Here is a 12,922-nt window from a genome sequence, read left to right as displayed (position 1 = left end):
AGACGCGCCTATTCGACCTTGGCCGGCTCGGGCTGCAGGTTTGAGGACGCCTCGGAGCCGGCGTGGGCGATCCGCGCCGCCTGGGCCATGTTGGCCAGCGCGGCGACCTTCTTCTGTGGGTCGGAGCCCGGCTGCACCACGCCAGCCGACATGATCAGCGTCGCGGCGTCCTCCGCGCTCATGTCGATCTCGATGATCTTGCTCTTCGGCACGTAGAAGAAGAAGCCGGTCGTCGGGTTCGGCGCGCATGGCAGAAACACTGAGATATGGTCTTCCTGTCCCGGCAGGCTGTTCGCAATGTCGGTGCTGGGCGGCTGCGAAATCAGCACGATCGACCACATGCCCGGCGACGGAAACTCGACGAGGCCGACCCGGCGCAGGCTCGAGCCCTTGCCGGAAAACAGCGTCTCGAACACCTGCTTCAACCCGCGATAGATGGCGCGCACCGCCGGGATGCGGCCAAGGATGCGCTCGCCGAGGTCGACCAGCGTGCGACCGATCAGGTTGGCGGTGAGAAAGCCGAGCAAGGTCAGGCCGACCACGGCGACGATCAGGCCCGAGCCGGGAATGCCGAACGGAAGATAGGTCTCCGGGCGATAGGCCGAGGGCACGAACGGCCGCACCAGGCCGTCGACCCAGGTGACGAACCACCAGGTGATGTAAAGCGTGATCGCGACCGGTCCGGCGACCACGAGGCCGGTCAGGAAATAGTTGCGGAACCGAAACATCAACCCGTGATGGGTTGTCTCGGCAGGCGGATCGGCCGGAGGCTCAGGTTGGGGCGGCGGGTCGTCGCGGGAACTCATGCGGACTTCCAGATCGGATCAAATCTCAGCTAAGGCTCTTAGCAGATTTTTGAAGGGGGTGGCCCCCTTTCCGCCACCAACCGTCCCAAACCGTCCTATTTGCCCCGCCGCCGCTCGGGGCCGCAGGAAAAGCGACCTGCCGCGACGAATTGTCCTGCAGCGACAAGCGCGGGAGCCGCCGACCGTGGCTATTCCACGGTCACTGATTTCGCGAGATTTCTGGGCTGGTCGACGTCCGTGCCCATCACGACAGCGGTATGGTAGGCCAGAAGCTGCACCGGAACGGCGTAGACCATCGGCGTGAAGGTCGGCGCCATGTCAGGCAGGGTGATGGTCACCAGCGAATCAACCGTCGCCTCTGCCGCGCCCTTGGCATCGGTCATCAGAATGATGTTGCCGCCGCGGGCGGCCACCTCCTGCATGTTGGACACGGTCTTCTCGAAGACACGATCGTGCGGCGCGATCACGACCACCGGCATGTTCTCATCGATCAGCGCGATCGGCCCGTGCTTGAGCTCACCGGCGGCGTAGCCTTCGGCGTGGATGTAGGAGATTTCCTTCAGTTTCAGCGCGCCTTCGAGTGCCAGCGGGAACGAGGTGCCACGGCCGAGATAAAGCACGTCCTTGGATTTCGCGATGTCGCGGGCGAGCCTTTCGATCTGCGGCTCGATCGACAGAGCCGCCGTCATCAGCCGCGGAATCTCGACCAGCCCGTGCACGAGCGTGGCCTCGTCCTCCTCCGACAATTCACCGCGAGCGCGGCCGGCGGCCACCGCAAGCGACGCCAGCACCATCAGCTGGCAGGTAAACGCCTTGGTCGAGGCCACGCCGATTTCGGGGCCGGCGAGCGTCGGCATCACGATCTCGCTTTCGCGCGCGATGGTCGAGGTCGGCACGTTGACCACCGACAGCGTATGCACGCCCTGCGCCTTGGCGTAGCGTAGCGCGGCCAAGGTGTCGGCGGTCTCGCCGGATTGCGAGATGAAGATCGCAAGGTCGCCCTTGCGCAACGGCGCTTCCCGGTAGCGAAACTCCGAGGCGACATCGAGTTCGACCGGCAGCCTCGCAAAGCGCTCGAACCAGTATTTGGCGACATAGCCGGCATAGCTCGCCGTGCCGCAGGCGGTGATCGAAATCCGCTGGATGTCCTTGAAGTCGAACGGCAGGGTCGCCGGCAGCGCGATCCGCTCGCTCGCCATGTCGATATAGCGCGCCAAGGTGTGACCGACGACTTCCGGCTGTTCGTGGATCTCCTTGGCCATGAAGTGGCGGAAGTTGGCCTTGTCGACCAGGGAGGTCGCCGGACTATGCTTGACGATCTCGCGACTGACCACGGCATTGTTGCGGTCGTAGACGGTGGCGCCCTGATGCGTCAGCACCACCCAATCGCCGTCCTCCAGATAGCTGATAGTGTCCGTGAACGGCCCGAGCGCGATCGCATCCGAACCCAGATACATCTCGCCCTTGCCGTAGCCGACCGCCAGCGGCGGACCGTTGCGGGCGCCGATCATCAGATCGTCCTGGCCTGCAAAGATGAAGCCGAGGGCGAACGCGCCCTTCAGTTTGGCCAGCGTCTCCTTCACCGCATCGACCGGCACCATGCCCTGGCTAAGCAACTCGTCCACGAGATGCACGACGATCTCGGTGTCGGTCTCGGTCGCGAATACCGTGCCCTTCTTCTGCAGCGCTTCGCGCAGCTCATGGAAGTTCTCGATGATGCCGTTGTGGACGACGGCGACACGATCGGTCGCATGCGGATGCGCGTTGTTCTCGGTCGGCTTGCCATGCGTCGCCCAGCGCGTGTGCCCGATCCCGGTGAAGCCCTTGAGCGGTTCGGCGCGCAGCCGCGCCTCCAGATTCTTCAGCTTGCCTTCGGCGCGCCGGCGCTCCAGCTGCCCGCCCTCGAGCGTCGCGACACCGGCAGAGTCATAACCGCGATATTCGAGGCGCTTAAGCGAATCAACCAGTTGCTCGGCGACCGGCCCGCGTCCCAAAATGCCGACAATCCCGCACATTCCGCGCCTTCCCCAATCGTCGAAAAGATTCAAAAGCGTCGGATTCTCTTAACGAAACCCGATCAGCTTCAGGATTCAATAATTATTGCGGATTGCGACAGCGTTAAGTGGCAAGCTCAACCCTGGCGAACCGCATGGCTCACGAACCCTCCCGTGCTGCGGGCGCAGCCTTAACGTTCGGTCAAGGCTTTGGGCAGACAATGCCGCACGGAGGCATGTCCCCATGACCAATCGCAAATGGCCTGACCCCAAGGGCACGAGCCCGCTGCATGCGGATGAGACAGGCGGCAGCCATCTTGCCCATTGGCCGCCGCCGACTGTCGGCCGCGAGCTGAAGCCGATGCCGATCAAGCACAAGAGCAGCGACCCGATCAAGCGTGCGACGAAGCGCGGCTGGCGTCTGACGCGTGCGATGTTCGCCGAGTTTCAGGACGATGAGGGCTAGGTCCAAGTAGCTCCAAGTCGGTCCAAGCCGCTTCCTCATGACTTCGGCTTCTTGTTCCTGGTCTTGATTTCCCGATAACGCGCAGCACCGCCTTCGCGGATGGTCTGCTGGGTGCGCTCGAGCGCCATCGCATCGTCGGGCACGTCGCGCGTGATCACCGAACCCGAGCCGATATAGGCGCCCGCGCCGATCTTGATCGGCGCAACCAGCGAGGAATTGGTACCGATAAAGGCACCCTGCCCGATCGTGGTCTTGTGCTTGCCGAAGCCATCATAGTTGCAGGTGATGGTGCCGGCGCCGATATTGGCTTTGGCGCCGACCTGGGCGTCACCAATGTAGGAGAGGTGATTGATCTTCACGCCCTCCTCCAGGATTGCCGCTTTGGTCTCGACGAAATTGCCGATCTTTGCGCCGTCGCCGAGCGAAGTGCCCGGCCGCATCCGCGCATAGGGCCCGACCGAGGTGTTCCGGCCAATCGTCGACTGCACGATATGCGAGAAGGAATGGATCACGGCGCCGTCGCCGATCGAGACGCCGGGGCCGACCACGACAAACGGCTCGATCGTCACGTCCGTGCCGAACCTGGTGTCGGCGGCGAGATACACCGTCTCCGGCGCGATCAAGGTGACGCCGGCATCCATCGCGGCGCGGCGCAGCCGGGTCTGCATCACGCCTTCCGCTTCCGCCAGCTGCGCCTTGGTGTTGACGCCGCGCACTTCATCTTCGGAGGTTTCGATCACGACTGCCTCGAGCCCCATCTCGTGCGCGATCGCAACGGCATCGACCAGATAATATTCGCTCTTCTTGTTGGCATTGCCGATCCGACCGAGGATCGCGAGCGCACGTGCGCCGCCGAATGCCATTACACCGGCATTGCACAGCGTGATCCGGCGCTCGTCCTCGCTGGCATCGGCATGCTCGCGGATGGCGACCAGCCGATCACCCTCCAGCAGCAGACGTCCGTATCCAGTCGGATCGGCGGCGCGAAAGCCGAGCACTGCAAGCGTCGCACCTTGCGCCAGCGGCGCGCGCAGGCGCGCAAACGTTTCGGCCGAGATCAGAGGCGTATCGCCAAAGGCAACCAGGAGATCATCGGCGCCGCGCGCAATTGCCTCGCGCGCCGCAAGCACAGCATGCGCCGTGCCGAGCCGCTCGCGCTGAACGAAAATATCAGCATCCGGGCGCAAGCGCTTGACCTCATGCGCCACAGCGTCATGCGCGGGACCGATCACCACCGCTAGTCGCGCGTTCGCATCGTGCGGCGTGGCCGAAAGCACATGCGCCAGCAGTGACTCGCCTGCTATCGGATGCAGCACTTTCGGCAAGGATGTTCGCATCCGGGTCCCCTCGCCTGCCGCGAGCACAATTGTGAGGCTGGATCGAGTGTTCATGACATACCTGGTGCGGTGGATACCGGACATGGCGCCGTCATAAAGCGGATTTCTGTTCGCCGCAAACCGGGCCGGGTGAGGCCACCGGTGCATTTCCTGTTAATGTTCCCAGCATGATTCGGCAGGGCTTCAGGTGAATGGCAAAGGACTTCAATAAAACAGCCGGCGCCCTCGGGGCTGAGAAGACCGGTGGCAAGCTGTCCGGGCTGCTCGCCGAGGAGAATGAATTCGACCGTCGCACCTTGTGGCGGATCGGCTGGTGGGCTGCAGCGGCGCTGTGCGCTGTGGTGATTGCTGTGCTCGCCAACCAAGCGGCGCTGGGCTGGCGGCGCGATCATGTCTCCGGAGCGGATCTGGCGCGCCAGGCACAGCTCCTTCAGTCGCTCGCCCGCGAAACCCAAAGCGAGCAGCGGCAGCTGGCGTCTGCCATCGAGACCCTGAACAATGATCGGGATCGGCTGTATGCCCGCGTGACCGTGCTGGAACAGGGCTGGGACTCCATGACCGGTGCACTGGCCAAGCCGGGTTCGGGGCAAGGTTCCGGCTCGGGCACCAACGCGGCCCAGGCCGCCGCTAAGCAATCGCAGGCGTCAACCGCGTCGATCGAATCGCAGCCCTCGGGATCCGCGAGTCCCGTGCAAGCTCCGGCAAGCTCGAACGGCGGCAGCCCGGTCGGACAGAGCGCGACTGCGACCTCCCCTGCCAGCCCGTCGGCTGGCGCGCTGATGGTGGCGCCGGTCGCCACCACCGCCCCCACCCTTCCCGCATGGCCTCAGGCCGATAGCGCCAAACCGGGCGCCGGTTTGGCCCAATCCTCCCCAGCCGGCCAGGTGCAGGGACCCGCGAGCCCGTCGCAGGGACCGAGCCAGCTTGCTTCGAACGGCCCGATGCCGTCATCGGCGGCGTCGCTCGTCGCGTCCAAGTCGGCCATGGGCGCCCCTGATCCCGCGGCCGGCAAGCTGGTCGAACCGGACAAGCTGGCCGCGGCCGACCCGGACGCAGCAGCCGACGGCGGTAGCTTAAAACCGGCCGATTCCGCCGAGGCCGGCGCCGTACCCGCGCGGAAGACCGAATTCGCGGTCGATCTCGGCGGTGCCAATTCACTGAACGGGCTGCGCGCATTGTGGCGCGGCCTCTCCAGGACCAACAAGGAGCTGGCGACGCTCCGTCCCATCATCATCGTCAAGGAAGGCAATACCGGCCTCGGCATGCAGTTGCGGCTCGGCGCCGGACCGCTCGCGGATGCGGCGGCGGCCGCCAAGATCTGCGCCAACCTCGCGGAAAGCCAGCGTGCCTGCGAAACGACGGTCTATGACGGCCAGCGGCTGGCCATTCGCGGCGACGAAGCCGATCAGTCCGATGCCGCCAAGGCGGCGGTCCCGCCCATGCTCACGAAGCCGACCTATCAGCAGCGACGCCGCGCCGCGCCGCCCAGTCAGCAGCAGCAGCGCCATGGAGCGGTCCGCGAGGAGCCGCCAGCAGCGGCGGCCCCTCCGCCACCGGCCGCGGCACCCCCACCGGCGGAATCATCGACGCTATCGTCCTTCTTCCGGCGCTCCTGACCACGAATCGTGTCGGCTGTTGACGGGCTCAAGCCGGGCTGCGGATGCAGTCCGGCGGCTCCGTCCGGCCCTTGTCGGCCTCGCCTTTCCGCAGCATAGTCCGCCCATGAAGAAGACCCCGTTCCGCCTCACCCCGTATCAGGTGCAATGGCTCCTGATCGTCGGTTTCGTCACCATCGGCTATGCGCTCTATGTGCGTTACCTCGCGATCGAGTTCTCCACCGTGGCACTGGCCTGCGATGCCGGCTTGCAGACCACGATCTGCAAGGCTCGGCTGGTCGCGACCGGCCTGTTCAAGAATTCGGTGTTCGGAGGCACGGCGCTGGTGATCGCGATCCTGCACGTGATGCGGCCGTCGATCGTCCTCCTGACCGGCGGGCTGATCGCGGCCGGCCTTGGGATCGTGCTTTATAACATCGTATTGTCGGGGCTCGCGATCGGCCTGCTCATTCTGGGCTTTGCGCGGCCCGCGCCCGCCACAGCGTGAAGGCGAGCACCAGATAGGCCGTGCAGGTCCACAGCGCCTGCCAATTCTCCCGACCCTCGTTGAAGAGGATATAGACCGCGGACCCCGCCAGCAGCCCTGCAAAGGTTGCCTCCGCGATTGGCCGCTTGCCCTGCGCGGGACGGTTGCCGAGCAAGAGCGCAAACGGCACGACCGCCATGGTCAGGCTAGCAAAGGGAAAGTCGCGGTAGCGCGGGTCGAACACGAAGCCGAGCGCGGTCTCGGCGCCGATCAGCACGGTGACGATCAGCGTGAGGCCAAGCAGATAAGTCGCGGGCGTGTGCTTGCGGCCGTCGGCCGGCCCGAGCAGATCGAGGAAGGTTGGCAGCGACCGGCCGACCATCGCGGCATTGGCGCCGAACAGCGGCGCCAGGACACCGGCACCAAGCAGCGCGCCCCATTGCAGCCAACCGCCGACACCGAGGCTCTCGTAGAACATCTTGTCCGCCGCAATGCCGAACAGGATGCCGGTCGAGGTCGCCGAGATCGCAACGCCCAGCCAGGACGACCAATGCGGCGCCCAGGGCCGACGCCGGACCGTGAGCCAACCGGTCAGGAACACGGCAAAGCTCAGGATCATCCCGCCGCCCATCTGCAGTTTCCAGAGCGGATAATTGCTGACGGGCACCCCGGGCGGATATTTCAATGCACGATTTGCGGCGTCGAACAGGCCCCAATAGCCGCCGACGGTGCCCTCGAGCCGGCGCTTCCAGGGCTGGTCATAGGCCTCGATGAGGTTGACGCGGAAATTCTCGCGCTTGGCGAGATCGAGGATCTCCGAGACGATGCGGGCCTGGTTGGTGCGCGACGGCAGCGCGCCTTCACGCATCCGCCCTGCGCTCGGCCAGCCGGTCTCGCCGATCAGGATCTCCTTGTTCGGAAAGGCGACCGCGACCTGCTGCCGGATCGCGTCCACATGGCCGGCCGCCAGCTTGGCGCGGACCGGAAAATCCTCCCAATAGGGCAGGATGTGAACCGTCACGAAATCCACGAGGTCGTACAGTTCGCGGTTGCGCAGCCAGTACTCCCAGACGTCGGCATAGGTGACGGGAACCGTGACCTGCGCCTTGACGCTGCGGATGATCGCAGCGAGATCGGCGGTGGTCATCTCGCCCCGGAGCAGCACCTCATTGCCGACCACAACCGAGGTGATGACCTGGGGATAATGCTTCACCAGCCCGACCACGACCGAGATCTGCTGCTGGTTCTTCAGCTTGTTGCTGCCGAGCCAGATGCCTTGAATGACCTTGATGCCGACCTTGGCCGCGATCGCCGGGACCTGATCGAGACCGTTCTCGATCGAATAGGTGCGCACGCATTCGGAAATCTTGGCGAGCTGTGTCAGATCCTGCTCGATCTGATCAGCGTCGATATAGGTGCTCGGATCCAGCGGGGTCTGCGCGCCACGGAACGGCGCATAGGAGACGCATTGCAGCTTGGCGTCGGGTTCAATGGGGGCGCGCACAAGCTTGATGGGCGTGGCCAGCCACCACCACATGGCAGCAATTGCCCCCAACGAGACGAGCAGAAGCGCCAGCGGTGTACGAAGAGATTTCAGTTCCATGCTCCAGCCAGGGCCCGGTGCTTAGCCGGTTGCTGACCGTCTGCCAAGACCCCGTGCCAAGACCTGCGGCCAATCGCTTCTACCTGCGACGTTCCGCCCCGCAGTTTCCGGCCCGGCTTTACGATGCAGCGACAATGACCCGATAAAGTTGTGGCTTTGCTGGACAAAATCGGAGATTCCGGTCATGGGATTCAGCCAGCGGCGCACTGTCGCAACGCCGTCGTTAGGAACGACGGGCGGCGGTCGGAATCGACCACCCGCCGCATTCGGGACCTATTTGATCGGCATCAACACTGCGTCCGCAGCGGGACGGCATAAGGGCAACAATCGGGGAATTTATGGGTCGACGCGTGCTTCAGTTTAAGGTTTCTCTTTTGCGCCATCTCGCTGTTTCCCTGCTCGCTGTGATGCTCGGCACTGCCGGTGCCCTGGCCCAGAGCGGCAATGACGCGCACGGCCAGGATCAGAGCAAGCAGCAGGGCAATCCGGCTGACGCATCCAAGGAAAATCAGCGCAAGGCCGACGAGTTCACCGAAGCGACCCAGGCGCTCAACGGCGGCCCGGCCGGCAATCCCGAATGCATCTGGCTTGGCCGCCGCGTCGTGCAGCTGATGTATCGGGATGACCTCGATACCGCGTTCCGCCACCTCGACCTGTATGACCGCTTCGGCTGCCCCGGCGGCCATGTCCAGGCCGCCTTCCGCTGCCTGACCCGCTTCATCGCGCAGATCGACGACAAGGTGCCGAACTCTCTGAACAATCACGTTCACGCCTGCTGGATCAATCCGGATGCGCGACCGCAGGCCGCAGCCGCGGCGACGCCTGCCCCAAGCCCGGTGGCAGCTGCGCCGCAGGGATCGGCTCCGGCGCAGCAGCCGGCTCCACAGGCTTCCTCCTCATCGCCGCAGCCCGCCAAATAGCGGAGCGGAGGCGCGGACCGCCGAACGGAATTGGCCAAGCCGCGAAAGGCTCGAAGCCCGCAATGGCGTCATACCAGTTGCGACATAGTCCAGTTTGACATGGCGTGGCAGTATGACGCTTGAAATCGCGGCTGCACTGATCGAATCTCGGCTGCCGGTTCAGGTCCTGTTCAGCGACGTCGCGGTAGCGCTTTCAGGCCCTTGAGTTCTAAGTAACAGAGCGTACGTGAACCGAAACGCACGCAGATCAGCAGGTTTCTGGTGTCCTTTCTCAATCCACGTTCGCTGACGCGTTGGCCAGGCGATCGGGCGGGCCTCGGGACGGGACAACAGCGGACTGCTTCGCTTGGTCCTGTCGTCTAATCCCGGAATGGTTGCCTCATCGATGCGCGCGATCGTCGCCGTCCTGCTGTTTGTCACCGCGGCCCACGCCGCGCTTTGGGGTCTCCTGCAGGAGAAGGAGCAGGCGCCGGACTTCAACGGCCTGCTGCCGAGCGTCTCCTACGATCCGCACGAAGGCATCGCGCATCCCGATGTCGACACCGTCGCGCCGGTCGAGCGCATCCGCGCCGACATGAAAAAGCTCGCGACGGTGACCCGCGCGATCCGGCTCTATTCCTCGACCGGCGGCGTAGAGCTGGTACCGCCGATCGCCGCCGAATTCGGGCTGAAGGTGATGCTTGGCGCCTGGATCGACAAGGATCCCGACCGCAACGAGCGTGAGATCCAGTCGGCGATCCAGCTCGCGCGTCGCAACAGCAACGTGATCGGCATCGTGGTCGGCAACGAGACCATTCTGACCGGCACCCAGAAGGTCGATGAGCTGATCGACAAGATCAAGCTGGTCAAGAAATCCGTCAATGTCCCGGTGACGACGGGCGACGTCTGGAACACCTGGCGCGACAACCCGGAGCTCGCCTCCAACGTCGACTTCATCGCGGCTCACATCCTGCCCTATTGGGAAAACTTCTCCGACACCCAGGCCGTCGACCAGGCGATGTATCTGTACGGGCTGTTGCGGGAGAAATTCCCCGGCAAGCGGATCATGATCGCCGAGTTCGGTTGGCCGAGCGCCGGCTACAACCGGCTGAACGCCGTGCCCGGGCCATTCCAACAGGCGCGCGTGCTGCGCAATTTCGTCACCCGCGCCGAAGCCATCGGCATGGAATACAACATCGTCGAAGGCATTGATCAGCCCTGGAAATTCTTCGAAGGTGGCGTCGGTCCCTATTGGGGCATCCTCAACGCCGACCGCGAGCCGAAGTTTTCCTGGACTGGTCCGATCGTCAATCCGGATTACTGGAAGCTTGCGGCGATCGCGCTGCTCATTGGCGTGCTGGTCTCGCTGCCGATCCTGCGTATTGCCGAGCCGACGGTACTGCAGGCGCTGGTGCTGGCGATCTCGGCGCACGGGGTCGGCGGCTGGCTCTCCAATGTTTTCGCCTATTGGAACGGGCATTATTTCGTCTGGGGCTCGGCCTTCGCCCTGACCCTCGGCCTGATCCTGCTGGTGCCGTTGATCCTGATCGCGATGGCGCGCATCGAGGAGATCGCGGCGGTCGCTTTCGGCCATCAGCCGCGTCGGCTGCTGACCAAGGACAAGGTCGAGAAGGACGCCGAGGCCGCACCAGAGGGCTACTTCCCGAAGGTCTCGATCCACGTGCCCGCGTATTTCGAGCCGCCGGAGATGCTCAAGCAGACGCTCGACGCCCTGGCGCAGCTCGATTATCCGAACTACGAATGCGTCATCATCATCAACAACACGCCTGACCCGGCGTTCTGGCAGCCGATCCAGGATCACTGCCGCCTGCTCGGCGAGCGCTTCGTGTTCATCAATGCCGAGAAGGTCAAGGGCTTCAAGGCCGGCGCGCTGCGGATCGCCATGGACCGTACGGCTGTTGACGCCGAGATCATCGGCATCATCGATGCCGACTACGTCGTCGACAAGAACTGGCTGAAGGACCTGGTGCCGGCGTTCGCCGACCCGACTGTCGGCCTGGTGCAGGCGCCACAGGACCATCGCGACGAAGACCTGTCGCTGATGCACTACATCATGAACGGCGAATATGCCGGATTCTTCGACATCGGCATGGTCCAGCGCAACGAGGAGAACGCGATCATCGTGCACGGCACGATGTGCCTGATCCGCCGCGCGGCGATGGACGTGGCCGGCGGCTGGTCAAGCGACACGATCTGCGAGGACACCGATCTCGGTCTGGCTATCCAGGAACTCGGCTGGACCACCCACTACACCAACACCCGCTATGGAAGCGGCGTGCTGCCCGATACCTATGAGGCCTTCAAGAAGCAACGCCACCGGTGGGCCTATGGCGGCTTCCAGATCGTCAAGAAGCATTGGCGGCGTTTCCTGCCCGGCAAGAGCCGGCTCTCTCGCGACCAGAAACGCGAGTTCCTACTCGGCTGGCTGAACTGGCTCGGCGCCGAAAGCCTGGGGGTCGTGGTCGCGATCCTGAACCTGATCTGGGTGCCAATCGTGGCCTTTGCCGGCATCGCCATTCCCGACAAGATCCTGACCATCCCGATCACCGCCGCCTTTGTGGTCTCCCTCGCCCACTTCCTTGTCCTGTACCGACTGCGGGTCAGGGTCGGGCCGTGGCAGATGCTGGGGGCCATGGTGGCGGCAATGAGCGTACAATGGACGGTCTCCCGCGCGGTGGCGCAGGGCCTGATCACCGAGCACATCGCCTTCGCCCGCACCTCCAAGGGCGGGTTATCGCGGATGTCGATCGAGTTCCAGGCGTTCTGGGAGGCGGTGATCGCCACCCTGCTCCTGATCGGCGCCGGCATCCTGATCGGCACCAACACCTACCAGATCACCGAGCTCTATATCTTCGCCGCCGTGCTGATCCTGGAGAGCCTGCCGTTCGTGTCGGCCGTGGCGATCGCGGTTCTCGAAATGTCGCGGATCAATTCCTTCGAGTTCTGGCGCTACAGCGCGGTGCGCACGGCCGAATTGATCGGCTTGCGTCCGGTCTATGTCCCGGAACTGGCCGCGCTGATCTCGCAGAAGCCGGCCACCAAGGTCGCAGAGAAGGTGTAAGGGCCGGCGACACGGAGGGCGAGGTGCTCAGTGAGAAATAACCGGTCGCCGGTCCAAGACCTCAGGATTCTGTGCCAATCGTCTTTGGACCTGCGATAAACCGTTCATAGCCCCTCCTTGTGGGTTGGCTTGGCGACGCTATTGACCGAATAGGCCGCACCCCCTACACAGCGCGGGCGAACGGCCATTCGGCTTTGGGCGCGGCTGTTGCCTTTCCCCAAGCTGGTGAACCGCCGGGCGACCGCCGACGTTTCAGATCGCGGAAAGACACACGACCGGGCCCGACGGTTCCCCGTCGGTCAAGCCCTTGGGAGCGAGCGCGTAGCTCAGCCGGTAGAGCACGTGACTTTTAATCACGGGGTCCTGGGTTCGAGCCCCAGCGCGCTCACCAAGCCAATCAATCATTGACTGCATGCAGCTCGCCAGGATGCGAGCGACAAAATGATCCGTGCACACCCGCGCAGCCGGCTTACCTGCCGTTCCGTACGCCTGATCATCGCCGCCACATTGGGACGCTCGGCTTCCGGTTTAAATGGTTGTAGCGACGGTATTCTAAAGCTTCAAATTGTTATTCATCCCGAACGGTATCGGAATAAAATGCAGCTTTAAATTGCTTTTCTGGACTGCGCTGGGGTATCCAGAAACCGACGAGA

General features: G+C 64.1%; 9 protein-coding genes and 1 tRNA gene. 6 read left to right on the top strand and 4 right to left on the bottom strand.

Going from position 1 to position 12,922, the window contains the following annotated elements; all coding sequences use genetic code 11:
• Positions 1-8: 8 nt before the first annotated feature.
• Complete coding sequence (locus ACQR1W_RS01400) at positions 9-806, bottom strand: DUF502 domain-containing protein (RefSeq protein ID WP_434849146.1); 798 nt, start codon at positions 804-806, stop codon at positions 9-11.
• Between the two features lie 188 nt (positions 807-994).
• A complete protein-coding gene (gene glmS / locus ACQR1W_RS01395; RefSeq protein ID WP_434849145.1) occupies positions 995-2,821 on the bottom strand; it encodes a glutamine--fructose-6-phosphate transaminase (isomerizing) in 1,827 nt (608 codons plus the stop codon).
• 223 nt (positions 2,822-3,044) lie between these two features.
• Between glmS and ACQR1W_RS01390 the strand changes: the two genes are divergently transcribed.
• Entirely contained in the window at positions 3,045-3,266 is a 222-nt protein-coding gene (locus ACQR1W_RS01390; protein ID WP_434849144.1) for a hypothetical protein, read from the top strand.
• Positions 3,267-3,301: 35 nt separating this feature from the next.
• Here ACQR1W_RS01390 and glmU read toward each other — a convergent pair whose 3' ends face one another.
• Complete coding sequence (glmU, locus tag ACQR1W_RS01385) at positions 3,302-4,657, bottom strand: bifunctional UDP-N-acetylglucosamine diphosphorylase/glucosamine-1-phosphate N-acetyltransferase GlmU (RefSeq protein WP_434849143.1); 1,356 nt, start codon at positions 4,655-4,657, stop codon at positions 3,302-3,304.
• Positions 4,658-4,794: 137 nt separating this feature from the next.
• Here glmU and ACQR1W_RS01380 point away from each other — a divergent pair, with 137 nt between their 5' ends.
• Both ACQR1W_RS01380 and ACQR1W_RS01375 read left to right on the top strand, forming a co-directional pair.
• On the top strand, positions 4,795-6,219 hold the full coding sequence (locus tag ACQR1W_RS01380; protein ID WP_434849142.1) for a hypothetical protein: 1,425 nt from the start codon (positions 4,795-4,797) through the stop codon (positions 6,217-6,219).
• 106 nt (positions 6,220-6,325) lie between these two features.
• The gene (locus ACQR1W_RS01375; RefSeq protein WP_434849141.1) at positions 6,326-6,706 is read left to right on the top strand and encodes a hypothetical protein; all 381 of its coding nucleotides are present in this window, start codon (positions 6,326-6,328) and stop codon (positions 6,704-6,706) included.
• On the opposite strand, the gene ACQR1W_RS01370 is transcribed toward ACQR1W_RS01375, so the two are convergent.
• The gene (locus ACQR1W_RS01370) at positions 6,666-8,288 is read right to left on the bottom strand and encodes a beta-(1-6) glucans synthase (protein WP_434849140.1); all 1,623 of its coding nucleotides are present in this window, start codon (positions 8,286-8,288) and stop codon (positions 6,666-6,668) included. The genes ACQR1W_RS01375 and ACQR1W_RS01370 overlap by 41 nt on opposite strands.
• A 338-nt stretch (positions 8,289-8,626) precedes the next feature.
• Between ACQR1W_RS01370 and ACQR1W_RS01365 the strand changes: the two genes are divergently transcribed.
• The 3 genes from ACQR1W_RS01365 to ACQR1W_RS01355 all read left to right on the top strand — a co-directional run bounded on the left by ACQR1W_RS01365 (position 8,627) and on the right by ACQR1W_RS01355 (position 12,660).
• Positions 8,627-9,208, top strand: coding sequence for a beta-1-3, beta-1-6-glucan biosynthesis protein (locus tag ACQR1W_RS01365; protein WP_434849139.1), 582 nt, complete (start codon positions 8,627-8,629; stop codon positions 9,206-9,208).
• Positions 9,209-9,593: 385 nt separating this feature from the next.
• A complete protein-coding gene (locus ACQR1W_RS01360; protein ID WP_434849700.1) occupies positions 9,594-12,269 on the top strand; it encodes a glycosyltransferase in 2,676 nt (891 codons plus the stop codon).
• 315 nt (positions 12,270-12,584) lie between these two features.
• Positions 12,585-12,660, top strand: a tRNA-Lys gene (locus ACQR1W_RS01355).
• Positions 12,661-12,922 lie beyond the last annotated feature (262 nt).

It is taken from the genome of Bradyrhizobium sp. HKCCYLS1011, assembly GCF_051167795.1.
Lineage (GTDB): Bacteria > Pseudomonadota > Alphaproteobacteria > Rhizobiales > Xanthobacteraceae > Bradyrhizobium.
The sequence above is the reverse complement of the archived record's forward strand: the minus strand, read 5'-3'. Positions and strand labels throughout refer to the sequence as shown.